Origin of the sequence: Janthinobacterium sp. 61 (assembly GCF_002846335.1) — a bacterium.
In the GTDB taxonomy this organism is placed as follows: domain Bacteria; phylum Pseudomonadota; class Gammaproteobacteria; order Burkholderiales; family Burkholderiaceae_D; genus Janthinobacterium.
Genome location: NZ_PJMQ01000001.1, coordinates 2,300,962 through 2,317,654, shown reverse-complemented (window position 1 = coordinate 2,317,654; position 16,693 = coordinate 2,300,962). Strand labels below are relative to the sequence as shown.

14 protein-coding genes are annotated in these 16,693 nt (G+C 59.7%); 7 read left to right on the top strand and 7 right to left on the bottom strand.

Going from position 1 to position 16,693, the window contains the following annotated elements:
• Window positions 1–114 precede the first annotated feature (114 nt).
• Window positions 115–2,613, top strand: coding sequence for a DNA ligase D (gene ligD / locus CLU92_RS10545; RefSeq protein ID WP_101481852.1), 2,499 nt, complete (start codon window positions 115–117; stop codon window positions 2,611–2,613).
• On the opposite strand, the gene CLU92_RS10540 is transcribed toward ligD, so the two are convergent.
• From CLU92_RS10540 to CLU92_RS10530, 3 genes are all read right to left on the bottom strand, one after another.
• Entirely contained in the window at window positions 2,597–4,909 is a 2,313-nt protein-coding gene (locus CLU92_RS10540; RefSeq protein WP_180338490.1) for a PAS domain S-box protein, read from the bottom strand. The genes ligD and CLU92_RS10540 overlap by 17 nt on opposite strands.
• 122 nt (window positions 4,910–5,031) lie before the next feature.
• A complete protein-coding gene (locus CLU92_RS10535; protein WP_101481851.1) occupies window positions 5,032–5,907 on the bottom strand; it encodes a Ku protein in 876 nt (291 codons plus the stop codon).
• A gap of 3 nt (window positions 5,908–5,910) precedes the next feature.
• Window positions 5,911–6,888, bottom strand: coding sequence for an SDR family oxidoreductase (locus CLU92_RS10530; protein ID WP_101481850.1), 978 nt, complete (start codon window positions 6,886–6,888; stop codon window positions 5,911–5,913).
• 127 nt (window positions 6,889–7,015) lie between these two features.
• On the opposite strand from CLU92_RS10530, the gene CLU92_RS10525 reads away from it, so the two are divergent.
• From CLU92_RS10525 to CLU92_RS27775, 6 genes are all read left to right on the top strand, one after another.
• On the top strand, window positions 7,016–7,585 hold the full coding sequence (locus CLU92_RS10525; protein WP_101481849.1) for a TetR/AcrR family transcriptional regulator: 570 nt from the start codon (window positions 7,016–7,018) through the stop codon (window positions 7,583–7,585).
• A 68-nt stretch (window positions 7,586–7,653) separates the two neighbouring features.
• Window positions 7,654–9,294 carry a SulP family inorganic anion transporter gene (locus tag CLU92_RS10520; protein WP_101481848.1) on the top strand — a complete coding sequence of 547 codons (1,641 nt, stop codon included), beginning with the start codon at window positions 7,654–7,656 and terminating at the stop codon, window positions 9,292–9,294.
• Window positions 9,291–9,680, top strand: a complete 390-nt coding sequence (locus tag CLU92_RS10515) for an Imm1 family immunity protein (RefSeq protein ID WP_101481847.1) — start codon at window positions 9,291–9,293, stop codon at window positions 9,678–9,680. Before CLU92_RS10520 ends, CLU92_RS10515 begins: the two co-directional genes overlap by 4 nt.
• A gap of 1 nt (window position 9,681) precedes the next feature.
• The gene (locus tag CLU92_RS10510) at window positions 9,682–9,963 is read left to right on the top strand and encodes a hypothetical protein (protein WP_101481846.1); all 282 of its coding nucleotides are present in this window, start codon (window positions 9,682–9,684) and stop codon (window positions 9,961–9,963) included.
• Window positions 9,953–10,330 (top strand): DUF2750 domain-containing protein, encoded by a 378-nt coding sequence (locus CLU92_RS10505; RefSeq protein WP_101481845.1) that lies wholly within the window; start codon window positions 9,953–9,955, stop codon window positions 10,328–10,330. Before CLU92_RS10510 ends, CLU92_RS10505 begins: the two co-directional genes overlap by 11 nt.
• Entirely contained in the window at window positions 10,323–10,496 is a 174-nt protein-coding gene (locus CLU92_RS27775; protein WP_180338489.1) for a hypothetical protein, read from the top strand. Before CLU92_RS10505 ends, CLU92_RS27775 begins: the two co-directional genes overlap by 8 nt.
• 4 nt (window positions 10,497–10,500) lie before the next feature.
• On the opposite strand, the gene CLU92_RS10500 is transcribed toward CLU92_RS27775, so the two are convergent.
• From CLU92_RS10500 to CLU92_RS10480, 4 genes are all read right to left on the bottom strand, one after another.
• Window positions 10,501–10,980, bottom strand: coding sequence for a GNAT family N-acetyltransferase (locus tag CLU92_RS10500; protein ID WP_101481844.1), 480 nt, complete (start codon window positions 10,978–10,980; stop codon window positions 10,501–10,503).
• Window positions 10,981–11,049: 69 nt separating this feature from the next.
• Complete coding sequence (locus CLU92_RS28255) at window positions 11,050–12,165, bottom strand: T6SS immunity protein Tli4 family protein (protein WP_257561048.1); 1,116 nt, start codon at window positions 12,163–12,165, stop codon at window positions 11,050–11,052.
• A gap of 2 nt (window positions 12,166–12,167) precedes the next feature.
• Complete coding sequence (locus CLU92_RS10485; RefSeq protein WP_101481842.1) at window positions 12,168–14,096, bottom strand: triacylglycerol lipase; 1,929 nt, start codon at window positions 14,094–14,096, stop codon at window positions 12,168–12,170.
• Entirely contained in the window at window positions 14,093–16,690 is a 2,598-nt protein-coding gene (locus CLU92_RS10480) for a type VI secretion system Vgr family protein (protein ID WP_101481841.1), read from the bottom strand. The genes CLU92_RS10485 and CLU92_RS10480 overlap by 4 nt, the downstream gene beginning before the upstream one ends.
• Window positions 16,691–16,693: the final 3 nt, after the last annotated feature.

Sequence of the window (16,693 nt, the reverse complement as noted above, 5' to 3'; positions counted from 1 at the left end):
GTGTGACTGCCTTGCCGCATGGCCTGCAGCGTAGACGCACTCTGTTAGCTGGCGTACCGCGCCACAGCCTTCGGCAGCCTAGACTCGATGCCATCGTCACCGCATGGGTCCGCCATGAAAGCCGCCTTGAAAACCTATCAAGCCAAGCGCAATTTCGCCGCCACGCCGGAGCCGGCAGGTGGCGGCGAGGATGCGAATGAGGTGCTCACCTTCGTGATCCAGAAGCACTGGGCCAGCCGTTTGCACTATGACTTTCGCCTGGAGTTCGATGGCACGCTGAAAAGCTGGGCCGTACCGAAAGGGCCCAGCTACGACCCGCGCGACAAGCGCATGGCGGTGCAGGTGGAAGACCATCCCCTGGCCTACGCCGGTTTTGAAGGCACGATCCCCGAAAAACAGTATGGCGCGGGCAAGGTCATCATATGGGACCACGGGACATGGCAAGCGCAGTCTGCGACGCCGGACGCGCGCGCGGCTCTGGCGGCCGGCGAGCTGAAATTCACCTTGCATGGCCATAAGATGCAGGGGAACTGGGTGCTGGTGCGCATGAAAGGCGGGGGAGACAAGCGCAGCGAAAAGCAGCCTGCCTGGCTGCTGATCAAGGAAAAAGACGCGTTTGCCCGGCCGGCAGTGGAATTTTCCGTCGTGGACGAATTCCCCGACAGCGTCAAGAACAAGGCCATGCCCAGGCGTAAGAAGAGCGTGGAGCAGGCTGCAGCGCCAGCCGCCAGGCTGCCCGCCACCCTGTCGCCCCAGTTGGCCACCCTGGTTGACGCTCCGCCGCCAGACCCGCAGGAATGGTTGTTCGAGGTGAAATTCGACGGCTACCGCCTGCTCGCGCGTAGCGATGGTGATCATGTTGTTTTAATCACGCGCAATGGCAATGACTGGACGGCCAAATTGCCGACGCTGCGGCAGGCGTTGGAAAAGATGGGTTTGCCGCCAGGCTGGTACGACGGTGAGATCGTCGTCAACGACGCCAGCGGCCATCCGGATTTCGGTGCCTTGCAGCGCGCGTTCGATGCGCAAACGAGCAGCGACATTGTGTATTACCTGTTCGACGTGGCGTATTTCGATGGTCACGATTTGCGGAGCCAGCCCGTCGAGGCGCGCAGGGCACTGCTGCAGGGGTTGCTGGAAAAATTGCCCGTCTCGCCCCTGGTGCGTTTCAGTGTGGCGCTCGATGCTGCGCCGCAGCAACTGCTGGACCAGGCTTGCCGCCTGGGGCTGGAAGGGTTGATCGGCAAGCGGCGCGGTTCGCCCTACGTCACGCGGCGCTCCGGCGACTGGATCAAGCTCAAATGCGGGTTGCGCCAGGAATTCGTCATCGGTGGCTATACGGTGCCGCAGGGCGCGCGTGTAGGGATCGGTTCACTGCTGCTGGGCGTGCATGATGCGCACGGGGATTTGCGCTACGCAGGCAATGTGGGCAGCGGCTTTGACGATGCCGTCTTGCGCGACTTGCGGCGCCGCCTCGACGCTCTGTCCGTTAATGCCAGTCCGTTCGCGGGCAAGGCGGGGGGCGTGCGCCAGCCCATCTGGGTCAAGCCGCAGCTGGTGGCCGAAGTGAGTTTTGCGCAATGGACCAGTGGCGGTGCCGTGCGCCACGCCGTGTTTCACGGCTTGCGCGAGGATAAAAAGCCGGCCGCCATCGTGCGCGAGCGGGCGCAGCGGATCGACAGGGAGAAGACCATGCAGAAGCAATCCACGCCCGACAGCGTCTTGCCGGCCAGTTTCAAGGTCAGCCATGCGGACAGGGTGATCGACACGGACAGCGGCGCCAGAAAGATCGACCTGGTGCGCTACTACGCGCTGGTGGGCAAGCTGATGCTCGTGCATCTGCGGGGCCGGCCCGTGTCGCTGGTGCGCGCGCCGGCCGGCGTGGGCGGCGAACTGTTTTTCCAGAAGCACGCGGATACCGCGACAATGCCGGGTATCAGACAGCTCGATCCCGGCCTGGACCCGCAGCATGCCCCCATGCTGGAAGTGGCCAGCGTACAGGGCTTGTTGTCGGCGGCGCAGTGGAATGTGGTGGAATTTCACACGCAAAACGCGCTCGCCAGCGCCTACGACATGCCGAACCGCCTGGTGTTCGACCTGGACCCGGGCAAGGGCGTGGTCTGGCCAGCCATCCGCGAAGCGGCGGTGCTGCTGCGCGCCTTCCTGACGGAGCTGGGGCTGCCCGCCTGGTTGAAAACCAGCGGCGGCAAGGGCTTGCATGTGGTCGTGCCGATCCGCCCGAAATACGACTGGGATACCGTAAAGGCGTTTTCGCAAGCCATCGTGGCGCACCTGGCGCAGCATATACCGGCGCGTTTTGTCGTCAAGAGCGGTCCCGCCAACCGCGTCGGCAAGACTTTCATCGATTATTTGCGCAATGGCCGGGGCGCCACCACCGTATGCGCGTGGTCGGCCCGCACGCGTTCGGGGTTGGGTATTTCCGTGCCGCTGGCTTGGGATGAGCTCGACAAGCTGAAGGCAGGCGATCAATGGACGGTGAGCAACGTCCACAGCCGCCTCGACGTGGGCAATGCGCCCTGGGCTGGCTATGCGCGCAGCGCCAGGGGCATCGATGCGGCCATGAAAAAGCTGGGTTTCAGTCCGCCGGCTTGAATGGCAGGGCGGCGCGCGTCAGTTGCAGGGCTTCGTCGATGGCAGCGTTGAGCTGGGGAATCTCGACGGGTTTGGTCAGGTAGCGGAAAAAGCCCGCGGCCAGGCCGTGCCGGATGTCGCCCTTCATGGCATTGGCCGTCAGCGCGATGACGGGGACGTGCGCCGTGCGCGGATCGTTGCGCAGGATGCGCTGCGCCTGGTTGCCATTCATGCCGGGCAGGTTGATATCCATCAAGATCACATCAGGGCGGCGCTCCAGCGCCAGCGCGATGCCTTGGCGCGCGTCGGTGGCCGAGATCATGCGCAGATGGGGCAGGAAGCTGACAATGTCTTCCACCAGCCGCAGGCTGGCCGGATTGTCTTCCACGTACAGCAGCAGGGCCTGGCCGCCGGCATCGGTCGCGGCGTCGCCAGCAGGCTCGGCCAGCCCCTCCGTGGCCAGTGACATCCTTTCGGGCGGCGCGGCCATGGTGTCGAGTTCTATCCAGAACACGCTGCCCACGCCGACGCAGCTGTGCACGCCCATGGTGCCGCCCATCAGTTCGACCAGGCGCTTGGTGACGACCAGGCCGATGCCCGTACCTTCCTCGCTGCCCGCTTCCTGCCCCAGGCGGTTAAACGGCTGGAACAGTTCTTCCATCTGCGCCTCGTCCAGGCCCTTGCCCGTGTCGCGGATGGCGATGCGCACGCGCTGCACATCGGGCTGCGAAATTTCCAGCACTACCTTGCCGGAGGGACGGTTGTATTTGATGGCGTTCGACAGCAGGTTCAGAAGCACCTGCTTGAGGCGCGTATGGTCGGCCCTGACGGTCAGCTGCTCGCAGTCCGAAAAGGCCATCTCGAGCTGGCGCTGCTGCGCCTGTTCTTCCATCATCACGCGCACTTCCTCGATCAGCGCGGGCAGCGCCACCGGCTCGATCGACAGGCTCAGGCTGCCTGACTCGATCTTCGCCAGGTCGAGGATTTCATTGATCAGGGTAAGGAGGTGGCGGCCCGAGGTGACGATGTTTTGCACGAAGGCGCGCTTTTGCAGCACGGTCGCGGGCAGCGATTCGTTGGCCAGCAGCTGGGCAAAGCCGAGGATGGCATTCAGCGGTGTGCGCAATTCGTGCGACATGCTGGTGAGAAAGCGGTCCTTCGCCTGGCTGGCCCGTTCCAGTTCGATTTTCTGCTCATTGAGCGTGTGTTCGATGCGCTTGCGCTCGGTGATGTCGCGGATGGCTGACGAAACCAGCACGCCTTCGTCCGTTTCCAGCGGCGACAGGCTGATTTCGACGGGAAATTCGGTGCCGTCGCGGCGCAAGCCATACAGTTCCAGGCCTGCGCCCATGGAGCGGGCGCGCGGCGCCGTGGAAAAGGCTTGCCGGTGTTGCGGATGATCATGCGCGTAGCGGGCCGGGATCAGCACTTCCACATTGCGTCCCAGCAGCTCCGCGCGGGAATAGCCGAACAGGCGTTCCGTTTGCGAGTTGACGAGCACAATCTCGCCATTGCCGTTGACGATGACGATGGCGTCCGGCGCCGATTCGAGCAAGCCGCGGAACTTCTGCTCGGCCCGGCGCCGGTCGCTGACATCGCGGATGGCGCTGATGACGAAGGTGCCGATCTCCGTCTGGATGGGAGAGAGGCTGATTTCGACGGGGAACTCGACATTGTCCTTGCGCAAGCCCAGCAATTCCAGGTCGGCGCCCATGGTGCGCGTACGGGGCTGGTCAAAGTAGCGCACGCGGTGTCCCACATGCGCGTGGCGCAGGCGTTGCGGCAACAGCGTATCGATTTGCCGGCCGCTCAATTCGCCCTCCGCATAGCCGAACAGGCGCTGCGCCTGCTCGTTGGCCAGCACGATGGCGCCCGTGGCATTGACCATGATGACGCTGTCCGGCGTCGATTCGAACAGCACCCGGTAGCGCACATCGACAAACTGGGCGTCGCGCGCCGCCTTCAGCAAGGTCGTGTCCTTCATGGTGGAAATCAGGTAGCAGGGGGAGTCGGGCGTGGCGCGTGCGGCCTGGCAGGCCACATCGACGTAGATGAGTTCGCCATCCTTGCGTCGCCGCAGCGATTCGCGGTCATAGCAGCCATGCAGCGCCAGTTGCTCGTTGATGAGCGGGGCCGCTTCCGCCTGACCCGGCAGCGAGACCAGTTCCCACAGTGTGCGGCCCAGTGCTTCGTCGATGGCATAGCCAAAAATGCGCTGCGCCCCGGCGGTCCACCGCACGATGACATGCTCTTCGTTGGTGATGACAACGCCGCCAGGGGCGCCGTTGAGGATAAGCTGATCTAACTCGGCATCCATTGTTCTTCCGCAGGCATGACAGGGCTTGCCGGGCGGCAGGCTGTGTGCATACGCTAGCGAGAAGCTTGATCAAAGTCAATGCATTTATATTATTAAAGAGTCTCCCGGGGGCCATACGTGCTTCAGGCCGCCTTGTGTCTGGCTGGCGGCGGTTTTCGGGAGGTGGAGGAGGCCGTGCGCTTGCGCACTGGCGCGGCGGGCATTTTCTTGCCCAGGCTTTGCTGCAAGAGGGCGACCAGGTCGATCACATTGCCGCTGCGTTCTTCGGCCGCTTCGGGCGCAGGCGGCGTGATGGTCCTGGTCTGTTTCGCCTTGATCTTTTTCTTCACCAGCGCCAGCACGTCTGCGCGATAGCTGTCGTGGTATTGCGCCGCTTGCCACGTGTCGCTCATGCCTTCCACCAGCGACATGGCCATCTTGAGTTCTTTCTCGGATATGCCCGCTGCCTTCAGGGTACTGCCGGGCAAGTCCAGGTCATCCGTAGGGCGCAGTTCATCGGCGTAGCGCAGGGTGTTGAGCACGATGGCGTCGCCGACGCACACAAGCGCGCACAGGTGCTGCTTGGTGCGCATGACCACGCTGGCGATACCCACCTTATTGGCCTTGCGCAAGGTTTCACGCAGCAGCGCATAGACTTTTTCGCCGCCCTTGGCGGGCAGCAGGTAATACGGGTGCTCGTAAAAGGTCAGCGGCACCTCGACCGCATCGACAAAGGTGTCGATGGCGATGGTTTGCGTGGCCTTCACATTCGCCTGCCTTAAATCTTCATCGGACAGCACCACGTATTCATCCTTCTTGTACTCATAGCCCTTGATGATGTCGTCCCACTCGACTTCCTTGCCCGTGCGCTTGTTGTAGCGCTTGTAGCCGATGGGCGCGAAGTCGCGCCGATCCAGCATGGACAAATCCAGTTCGTGCTCGAGGCTGGCTGAAATCAGCTCGACCGGGATGTGCACGAGGCCGAAGCTGATGGCGCCTTTCCACAGTGCGCGCGCCATCGCTTATTCTCCCGCGCTGCCGGTGACGGGCAGGACGATGCCCGTGATGTAGCTGGAACAGGCGGGCGAAGCCAGGAAGACGTAGGCGGGTGATAATTCCTCCGGCTGGGCCGGCCGGCGCATGTCCGTGTCCGCGCCGAATTTCTGGATGTCCTCCGGCGTCTTGTCGGCTGGGTTAAGCGGCGTCCAGACGGGGCCCGGTGCGATGGCGTTGACGCGGATGCCCTTGTCGAGCAAGTTGCCGGCCAGCGCCATGGTGAAGGCATGGATGGCGCCCTTGGTGGTGGAATAGTCGAGCAAGTGCTTCGACCCTCGCAAACCCGTCACGGACCCCGTGTTGATGATGGCAGCGCCGCGCTGCAAATGGGGCAGCACGGCCTTGGCCATGTGAAAGTACCCGTACACATTGGTTTTCATGGTGAGGTCGAAGCGTTCCTCGCTCAAGTCCAGCAGCGATTCGGCATGTTCCTGGAAGGCCGCGTTGTTGACCAGCACGTCGATGTGTGTGAACCGTTCCATCACCTGGCTGACGGCTTGCTGGCAAAAGCCCTGTTCGCGCACATCGCCGGGGATCAGGAGGCAGCTTTGGCCTTCCGCTTCCACATAGCGGCGCGTCTCGTTGGCGTCCGCGTGTTCGTTCAGGTAAATGATGGCGACATCGGCCCCTTCGCGCGCGTACAGCACGGCCACGGCGCGGCCGATGCCCGAATCGCCGCCCGTGATGATGGCCACCATGCCGGCCAGCTTGCCGCTGCCACAGTAGTCGGGTGCCAGGAAGCGGGGTTTCAACTGCATCTGCGCTTCGATGCCGGGCTTGGCCAGGTGCTGGGCGGGCAGGGGAGGGACTGGCTGGCTACGGCTGCCTGTCTGCACGGGGGACTTGCTTTTTTGCTCGGTGGGCTTGGCTGCATCGCGGCCATCCTGCTCCTGCTGTATGCGGCGCTGCAAGTTACCGGCGGACTGGTCCTTGTTCTCGTTCATGCTGGCCTCCGTGGAAACGAAGATTCAGTATCGGCGCGGCGCCAGCATCCGACGGTGCGCTTGCTAACAGAGTGGCGCAAACGGGTGTAAAATTATATGATGATTGACATCATAGTGGGAGGCCAGCATGAAAGTGAGCAGGGAACAGGCGGCGTTGAACCGCGAGCGCATCGTGGACGTGGCGGCCAGATTGTTCCGCGAAAAGGGTTACGACGGCATCGGCGTGGCTGACCTGATGAAGAACGCTGGCCTCACGCATGGCGGCTTCTACGGTCATTTCGCGTCCAAGGAAGACTTGATGATCGAGGCGTGCCAGCATGCCTTGAATAAATCGCTGGAAGGCTGGCGGGGGAAGGTTGCCAGCGACCCGCAGCGGGCGCTGCCGGCCATTATCGAGAACTATCTGACCACCAGGCACCGCGACCAGCCGGGCAGCGGTTGCCCGGCGGCGGCCATGGGCGTCGATGCGGCACGCATGTCGCCTGGCGCGCGTCCTGCGTTTACGCAAGCCACGCAGCAGCAGTTCGCGCTGCTGCAGGATTTGCTGCCCGATAGTGCGCCGGAAGAGCGTCGCCAGCAGGCGATCGCCACGTTTGCCGCCATGGTGGGCGCCATGGTGCTGGCCCGATCCGTCGATGACGAGGCCCTGTCGGCGGAAATCCTCGATGCCGTGAAGGCGCAATTGCTGGCAGACTAAGCACGCTCCCCCTGTCAGCCAGCCTCGTCGCATGATAGGCTTCGGTTTTCAGATTTTGGGATTTCATCATGCTGCTCTGGCTCAGGCAATACCGGCGTCCTCTGTTGGCCGGGGACATCACTGCCGGTATCGTTGTCGCCATGATGATGGTGCCGCAAGGCATGGCCTACGCGCTGGTGGCCGGTTTGCCGCCCGTGGTGGGCATCTATGCCAGCATCCTGCCGCCCGTGCTGTACGCCTTGTTCGGCAGCAGCATGACGCAATCGGTAGGCCCCATGGCCATCGTCTCGCTGATGACGGCCGCCGCGCTGGCGCCGCTGGCCGACCCCGGTTCCTCCTTATATATCGTCCTGGCCGCCCAGCTGGCTTTCATCAGCGGCCTGGTCCTGCTGCTGTGCGGCGTGCTGCGCCTGGGCTTCATGGCCAGCTTTTTGTCGCGCCCCGTGATTAGCGGGTTCAGCAATGGCGCCGCCATCCTGATCATCTGGGGGCAAATCACGCCCTTGCTGGGTGCCAGCATTCCCCACTGGCATGCGCCCAGCCTCGTGCTGGGGCTGTCTGGCCTGTTGTTCCTGTGGCTGGCCAAGCGCTACGCGTCGCGCCTGATGCAGCGTTGCGGCTTGAACAAGGTGGTGGCCGACGTGGGCGCGCGCCTGGCGCCGATGGCGCTGGTGCTGGCAGGCATCGCGCTCGTCGCCTATGGCGGCTTGGAAGCGATGGGCGTGCAGACGACGGGCCACGTGCCCAGCGGCTTGCCGGGCCTGAACCTGGCCACCTCCAGCGCTCATTGGCGCACCTTGCTGTCGCCGGCGCTGCTGATCGCCTTCATCATCTTTTTGATGAGCATGTCCGCCGCCCAGACGCTGGCGCAAAAGCGCGGTGAAAAACTGCACACGAACCGAGAACTGCTGGGCCTGGGCGCCGCCAACGTGGCCAGCGCGCTGTCGGGCGGCTTCCCCGTCACCGGTTCCATCTCGCGCTCGGCCGTCAATTTCCAGGCGGGCGCGAATACGCCGCTGGCCAGCATCATCACTGCGGGCTTGCTGGCGCTGGCGCTGGTGGCGCCCACGGGCTGGCTGGCACTGTTGCCGCTGCCGGTCTTGGCGGCCACCATCATCTTTGCCGTGGCCAGCCTGCTGGACTGGGACACCTTGAAATTGTCATGGCGCTACGACCGCAGCGATGCGCTGGCCCTGCTGGCAACGACGGCCGGCGTGCTGGTGCTGGGCGTGGAGGCGGGCGTGGTGATCGGCGTGCTGCTGTCGATGGGCACCTTGATCTGGCGCGCGAGCCGTCCGCACATCGCCGTGCTGGGGCGTATTCCGAATAGCGAGCACTTCCGCAACGTGGAGCGCTACGAGGCCCAAACCCTGCCGGACGTGTTGCTGCTGCGTATCGATGCCGGCCTGTTCTTCGGCAATGTGGAAGCCGTCACGGAGCGCGTCGAGGACGAATTGCGTGGCCATCCGACGGCGCGCCACCTGGTGCTGGTCTTGTCGGCCGTCAACCAGATCGACAGCACGGCCTTGCTGGGCTTGATCGAGCTCAACGGCGCGCTGATCAAGCGCGGCATCAGCCTGAACCTGGCCGAGGTGAAAGGGCCCGTGATGGACCGCCTGCGCCAGAGCAGCCTGCTGCAAGACCTGAGCGGCAAGCTGTACCTGAGCACGGCGCTGGCGACAAACGATCTGAGCGGGAGCAAAACATGATGATGGAATTGAATTTGCATGGCGAGCCGCGTGTGCTCGACAGCGTGCAGGCGCTGGAACAGGCACTGCAGGAAGCGTGTGCGCTGGCGCAATGCGAATTGTGGCTGACCAGGGCCACGGAGGCGGAACAGGGCCCGGCCCTGTGCATGCTGCGCAATGGCGGCAATGCCTGGCTGATGTATCTGTCGGGGCAGGACGACTTGAGTTTTCATACACTGGGTGACGAGGAGGCAGAGGGCACCTGTAGCTATCTGCTGGCCAATGGCCAGGTGGACGAGTATCCCGAGGCATGGTGCGTGGAGGTGGAACACTGCCAGCGTGCCTTTGTCGCGTTTTTCAGGACAGGCGGCGCGCGGCCGGCCGCCATCGCATGGGAGGCGGATTGAGATGGCGCACACCACGCAAACCATCATCGCCGACATCGACCGGGACTTGCTGGCCGCGCTGGACGCCAGGGCAGGTTTGCTCGCGCTGCGCGCCATCTTGCTGCGCTATAAGGCCAGCGGCGTGACGGCCGCGCAAGTGGCCGCCTTGCTGCACGAACTGCGCCCCGCCACGCAGGAGGGGCCGCTGGAAGACGTGATACTGGACGCCCTCGACATGGTGACGGGCTGGTGCGCGCCGCACTTACGGGTTTGGGACGGGGTAGGGGAAAACCGTGCATCCTGAAAAGTTCAAGCAGGTGGCGGGGCTGCCGTCCGCCGAACGCCATGCCTACTTTGTGCGCAAAGTGGCCGATACGCAAGAAGTGTGGGGCTTGTACCACGACGGCTGGGCCACGGCGCAAGTCGACGGCAAGGTCGTCATCCCGTTCTGGCCGGAAGCGGTATTCGCGCAAGCGTGCGCCAGCGGCGACTGGGAGTATTTCCAGCCGCGCGCCATCGCCCTCGACGATTTTTTGAACAAGTGGCTGCCTGGCATGGCGAGCAATCACCAGCTGGCTTCCGTGTTTCCCGTGCCGCAGGGCAGCGCCAGCATCGCGGCGCCTGCTGATCTGCTTGCCGACCTGCGAGAGGAAGCCAGACACTATGAATAATCAGGAAGAACGCCTCGACGCCTGGTACGACGGCTCGGCCATCTGCCTGATCGCCGTCGGCGCGCAGGGCGACCCGCTGGACCTGGCCGGCGACGAAGTGCGCGCCCTGATCGCGAAACTGCAGCACTGCCTGGCCGAGTCCGAAGCTGCTGCGACAGGCGATTGACGGCTCAGGCGGCCGCCAGCGCCTTTTCCATCGCCACGCTGGCTAGGCTGATGCCGCTGGGATGCGCATACGCTTCCTCGCGCAAGGCAACAAAGCCGGCGGCAGCGTAAAACGGCACGGCATTGAGCGACGCGGACAGGTGCAGGCGGACTATGCCGCGCTGGCGCGCCAGCAGCTCCAGCGCCGCCAGCAGCCGCTTGCCGATGCCCAGGCCCGCGCACGCGGGGTCGACAAACACGGCATCGACTTCCTGCTTATTTGCGTCCAGCATGGCGTAGCCGGTGATGGCATTATCCTGCATCGCCACGATGCCGCCACCTGCGGCCAGCATGGCGGCATACGCAGGCGGCACGGTCGAAGCCGTCCATACAGCAATTTGCTCCGGCGCATAATGCGTGGCACAACTGACGCGCACGGCTACCGTGCGCAAGGCCCACAGGGCGTCGATATCGTCGGGCAGGGCGGGGCGCAGGGTGATGGGCATGGAAGCTCCGGGCAAAAGGCCATGCTAGCGTAATCGCCGGCATGGCGCCAGCATGAGCTTATCCAGCTGTCACTGCGCCGGTTTGTCCGGATCGATATAATACGAACCCGGCGGTGCCCCCGGCACTTTCACCCGGAACTTCAAGCCCGACAGCAGCTTGTCCCACAAGGCTATCGCCTCCTCGTCGGTCAGCGACGCTGCTTCGGCGGCACCGACCATGTTGTGGGCGACTTTGGTGTACATCTTGACTTCCAGCACAGACGGATTTGCGATGTCTTTCGGTTTGCCCACCAATGCCCATTCAAAATCATGTACGCCATCGGTACGTCGTATCAGCGACTCTTCGCCTTTCCAGTGTTGAACTGTGCGCTTGCCTTCGCGCAGCAGAGTGCGCTTGGGGTAGTTGTTGCCTTGAATTTTTTTTGCGTCTTGTATGCGATGGAGTAGCGATAGTTCTCCGCGCAATCTTGACTCAAATTCTGCCGGTGGGTAGTCACCGTATGCATCTTTATTTGAGCTGATGGAGAAAGTAACATCTGGCAAGCTGGGTAAATAAATACCTACGTCGTCTATTTCTTGATATTTATACTGATTTTCGCTCATGAATCCGTGTTCTACGCAAATGCCTGGCATGGTTGGCACCTCTTCAGTAGCGCGCAAGCGGAGACTTTTTGCTTGAATGAGCTGTCTTTCTGCAGTTGCTCTTTCGGTGTCGCCATTACCTACAGCATCGCCTATGGCAAATATGAAATCCCCTTTGTTGATTAACGTCCGGTAAATTATAAAATTGGCTTCTTTGGCTGAGCTGCTATTGTAGTATCGAAGTTGCCAGCTGTTTTCTATTGGACCATTGTCATTGTAAATAATTTCAGGTGAGATGTTCAAGGATTGAATCTTTTTTAAATCAATTTCTGCCTGGCGTTTTAAATTATCCGGGCCTCCTTTAAATAAATCCACTGCCGAATTTCCGACTATTAATTCTGCTTCGTTCGGTAGATTTAACAGGTATCTGCCAAAGCATATATTTTTTGTCCTCTGGAATAATGTTTCTATTTTTCTTCTTTGAATGCTGTTTTCGTTCATTTCTTTTGCCTCATGTATTTTTTGCGGCTCAATCTCATTTGCCTTTGTTTGGATCGATAGAATAGAAATGATGAATATAAGGACTTTTTTATAATTTGGCATACTCATTCCCATTTGGCTGTTTTTGCAATTTGCACAATTGAATAAAGCATAGATGCTAGAACATGTGGATGAGTATAGCTATTTTGATGTTCATATCCAGTTCCAGCTTTCTCTCCATGGACAAATTTTTTTCCAGGTATGTGTTTTGCTGAACGATCCGATGGGACGGTTTCATCGCCAGCGGAATTTGCTGGTTGTAATTTTAGCTTCAAAACACGTGTTCCCGCCTGTATAGTAAGGTTGCCTTTTGCATCATCAGTCAGTAGCCTCCATTTATTTGGTGGGGGCGTTGTATTTTCCTGGTTGGCTGATTTTTTTATTTCAAGACCTTCAATGACTTTGAACGTTATTTCTCCATAGCTTAGGAACTCTTTTGATGCGCAATAGCTTGCATATGTATTTGGATGAAAAATTTTCTCTATTTCCTTTAATAAGGCAGAGGCATCTTTCAATCGTTGCATGACATTGTCGATGCCTCCTCCTTTGTTAAGTGGAATATTTGCCGGGTTCACCCACGAAGGATTTATTAGCCTCCACCAAGCATTTGCAGGTTGCAGGTAAATGCCCTCCAGCGCACTCTCCTTATCTCGTGGCCAACTCCAAAGCAACTTATCACTTGCGTCAACAACTTTGAGCCACTCTTGACCATATGCCATGCCGGGCATCATCTCTAGAGGAGCTGGCGTATTTGCGAGAATTGCTGTGGCATGTTCGCCGTCAATGGCAAGAACTTGGGCTGCGAGAGTATTTAATGGGCCACTCTTTTCCTGAAAACCGAAACGCATGCGTTTATATGCACTGGCGGCGCCTAAGGTAGGCATCACGTTATGATATATTCCAAGTATTTTTATATCCTTGTCATTAAGCATATTTCCATATCTAGGGTGCATCAAGGATCTGGCGAGCAAACCTCCCATACTATGCGTGACGAGAATGACCTCGCCGCATTTGAAGCCGCATTTCTGATATCCTTTTACTATGCCGCGTATGCGTTCGGCAATAACAGTGGAAGAAATGGCATTGCTCTGTAGGAAGTTGTATCCCAACGCATGAACCGGATACCAACATGGAGCAATCTTTAGCATGTCAGAATTGTTAATTGGTACTCCGGAAGAACCGCCAAATTCTTTTGGATCTTTTATCAGAAGCTTGGCAATAGGTGGGTAGGCTTGTTGGCCAAATGAATATCTACCAGTTTGTTGATCGGAAGGATCAATTTTCCAATGAGGTAAAACTTGTCCTTTTCTTGTTATATTATTCATGAAAAATTCTGTCTTTTGAAGCATTTCTCCATAGGCTCCGGCGAAAAGAACTTCACTCCATCCGCGCCACCGTGCAATATGTGCTGGCGTTTCACGTACCTCGCGGGGAATAAATCTTCCCATTACTCCAGGTTTCTGAATAGAATCTACTTGTGCATTCTTTTTAGTGCTAACAGAAATCAATGGTGGAACTCCAAGGAAATCGTCAGGAACATTATTGTGGCGTACGTCGGATCCTTTGGTGATATCACCACCTGGAAAGAAGCGTTCATTTTCAATTGAATATTGATAGTACTCAACTTCAGTTTCATTCGGATCAAAAGCCAATTGTCGATCTCTGGGGGACGCACTCCTGAACCAACCACCTAGACCGCTACCGGTTGCAACCGCCAAATTTCCAGATTTGTCTACCATGTCATCAGGCCTCCATGATCTGTTATCTGGTCGCTTCAGATCATCTTGACGTTTTTTTGTCATTCTTAAGTTACTACCCATAACACCCGGTAGAAATATGATTGGTATTATTTTCCTGGGCGGAATAGTTACGTCATGACGAATCGTATCTATTATTTCAGTCATATTGACGGTGTATTCAGCCCATCCGCCAACACTCTGCCGAAACTCGCCTTGGTGATTGCCGTGTTCATTCAGATCCGTATCGTCATTCATGGAAGTTCTCCTTTGTAGCGTATTGTGTAGCTATCCATGCCGTCCCCTTTCTGTACTGGGGTAAGTCCACCACTGCTACTCTTTTCACTGATTCTGTGGCCATCTTCGCGTATTAACTCAAAAGCTATATCGGGAGCGGGTGTGCCATCGACTTGCAGCAGTCGAACGGCCTGATCAAAACGCGCTACTGGCCGTTCATTAAATTCCTGCGACACGCTCTTCGGCGCCAAGGTTTCCAGGTTGCCGTTGAAGAGCACGGGGGATGAGGTGAAGAACTGCACCTTGTCGCTGATTTCCAGCATGTGCTTGGCGCCGTGCAGGCGTATGCCTTTCTTGCCCTTGATGTTGACCCAGTCTGCTTCGCTGATCAGCGACAGCACTTTTTGGGCGAGGATTTCGACCTCGTCGCTGTGCGCCTGGATGGATACCTTGCCGCTGGCGGCGATCAGTTTCATACCGGCCTTGTGCACGAACAGGCTGAAGGTTTTGGCGATGCTGGCAAACATGCTGTCGCCGCTGGCGAGTGAAATATGCTCGCTGCTGGTGAGCGCCACATGCTCGCTGGCGGCCAGGTGGATGGACTGGGCCGTGCTCAGTTCGATGCCGGCCGGGCTGGCCAGCAGCAGATGTGGTTCGGACAGCTCAGGGAAATCGTCGCCGGCACCTTTGATGGCGGCGTTTTGCCGCTGGATGGATACGGCGACGGCGCCCTGTTGTGCGGCGCTGTCTTGCGCACCCGCGTCAACGGCCATGCCGGCCAGTCCCTCTTGCAGTTGGCGTGCCTGCGCCAGGCGGGCTTGTGTTTCGTCGAGCTGTTTGACTGATTCCGTTCCTGTTGATGTTTCGGTGGTGATCAGCATGCCTTTGGCTGCGCGCAGTGCACCCCAGGAGTTGCTGGCCAATTCAAAGCCAACGCCGCGCGCTTCCTTGCGACCAGCATTGTCGTCGATGCGGGTGATATTGCCCAATGAAAGCCGGCTATCCTGGTGCGCACTGCGCAGCTGTGCCTGGATCGCGCCCTTGGTGTCGTCGAGCACGAGATGGTTGGCGCTGCGGGCGCCCAGTTCGCGGCTGCGCAAGCCGGACAGGGCGCGTTGCTGTGGCAATTGCCAAGGAGGCGGATTGGCGCTGTTGTAGACCACGCCGATGACGATGGGATGGTCGATATTGCCGTCCTGGAATTGCACGACGACTTCCTGACCCACGCGCGGCAAGGCGATTTGCCCCATTTGCGGGCCCGCCATCGGCATCATGACGCGTATCCATGGCGAGCTGCGCTCATCGAATGTACCCAGGCGGTCCCAGTGAAATTGCAGGCGGATGCGTCCCAGGGCATCGGTATGGATTTCTTCTCCGGCCGGCCCGACCACCAGCGCCGTCTGCACGCCGGCAACGATGCATGGCGTGCTGTTGTAGCCACGGCCCGGCCGCCAGCGGATGTCCCGGCGCACGCACATCATATTGTTGACATAGTGGGAGGGGGCGTTCGGGCCAACCTGATAATTATTGCTGGCGCTATGCAGCACTGACAGGATCAGGTATTCGCGTTCGGCAATACTGTCAGGGCGCTCCTGGCCAGGCTGGTAGCGTTTTTCCTCGGCGCTGAAATGTCCATCGAGCCGGAAACAAAGGCCAGACTGTGCGCCACGGTGATTGCCGGCCGCCTCGAAATACTGGCGCAGATGGTCGCTTTCCTCCATGCGGCGTTGTGCCAGCGATTCCCCATCATCGACATTCTTATAGCCATAGGCGCCCGTGTTTTCGTACAGTTCGTGGGCAAATACATCACCCTGGCGGTTCAGGGAGTAGCCGCTGGCAAGCCGTGGCTGCGGATTTTTATAGTCGAAACTGGCCAAGGTCAGCTGCCCGGAGCCGATCCGGCGCACGGCTTGCCACTGTCGTAGACCATCGTCTTCCATGGAACCCGATTCGCAGTGGAAGCGCATCGCGCCGTCGCCCGATAGCGTGGCGATCATGTCCGCCAGGGTGCTGTTGTCTGCGAGCCAAAGCGTATGGCCGTCGGCGCGGTGCTCGTACCAGTAATGCCAGCCCAGCGCTTCCCAGCGCCGGTGCAGGTGGTTGTAGTCGGTTTCATTGTGCTGATTGGCGCAGGTGAGCTGTGGATCGTCGCCCTGAATGCTGGTTTTCCAGTCGCGCTGCCCGTAGTGCGCAAATGTTGTTTCGGTCAGCTGCATCACGCTTTGGCCATGAAAGGACACATTGTCCTGACGCAGCCGGGCGAAGGCCAGCCAGGGTTGCAGCACCATGCGGTACCAGGCAAAGCCGCCATCGGCGCGCAGCAGGCAAAACTCGCCCACATAGCCGTTAAAGTGGCGCAGCGTGCCATCGTCGCGCACCATGGAAATGGTTACCATGCGGCCCATCATGGCCTTGAGCGCGATGTGCGCGTCATCGGACAGCAATTCGGCCTCGAAACGGAAGTCGCGCGATACCTCTTCCCTAGCGGTCAGCGAATTGACCAGCAGGATGGTGCCGCCCGGTCCATCTTCATGGGGGAAGTCGATCTTCAGCAGGCGCCGCTCTTGCGCGGCGAGGTCGAAGGCCGACAGTGCCGCCTGGATGCTTGCATGCATGGC

Coding starts and splice junctions, on each gene's coding strand:
- CLU92_RS10525 (WP_101481849.1), top strand. CDS start 7,016: ATGAAAGTGAGCAGGGAACAGGCGGCGTTGAACCGCGAGCGCATCGTG.
- CLU92_RS28255 (WP_257561048.1), bottom strand. CDS start 12,165: ATGCCAAATTATAAAAAAGTCCTTATATTCATCATTTCTATTCTATCG.
- CLU92_RS10480 (WP_101481841.1), bottom strand. CDS start 16,690: ATGCATGCAAGCATCCAGGCGGCACTGTCGGCCTTCGACCTCGCCGCG.
- CLU92_RS10540 (WP_180338490.1), bottom strand. CDS start 4,909: ATGGATGCCGAGTTAGATCAGCTTATCCTCAACGGCGCCCCTGGCGGC.
- CLU92_RS27775 (WP_180338489.1), top strand. CDS start 10,323: ATGAATAATCAGGAAGAACGCCTCGACGCCTGGTACGACGGCTCGGCC.
- CLU92_RS10520 (WP_101481848.1), top strand. CDS start 7,654: ATGCTGCTCTGGCTCAGGCAATACCGGCGTCCTCTGTTGGCCGGGGAC.
- CLU92_RS10500 (WP_101481844.1), bottom strand. CDS start 10,980: ATGCCCATCACCCTGCGCCCCGCCCTGCCCGACGATATCGACGCCCTG.
- CLU92_RS10510 (WP_101481846.1), top strand. CDS start 9,682: ATGGCGCACACCACGCAAACCATCATCGCCGACATCGACCGGGACTTG.
- CLU92_RS10530 (WP_101481850.1), bottom strand. CDS start 6,888: ATGAACGAGAACAAGGACCAGTCCGCCGGTAACTTGCAGCGCCGCATA.
- ligD (WP_101481852.1), top strand. CDS start 115: ATGAAAGCCGCCTTGAAAACCTATCAAGCCAAGCGCAATTTCGCCGCC.
- CLU92_RS10515 (WP_101481847.1), top strand. CDS start 9,291: ATGATGATGGAATTGAATTTGCATGGCGAGCCGCGTGTGCTCGACAGC.
- CLU92_RS10535 (WP_101481851.1), bottom strand. CDS start 5,907: ATGGCGCGCGCACTGTGGAAAGGCGCCATCAGCTTCGGCCTCGTGCAC.
- CLU92_RS10485 (WP_101481842.1), bottom strand. CDS start 14,096: ATGAATGACGATACGGATCTGAATGAACACGGCAATCACCAAGGCGAG.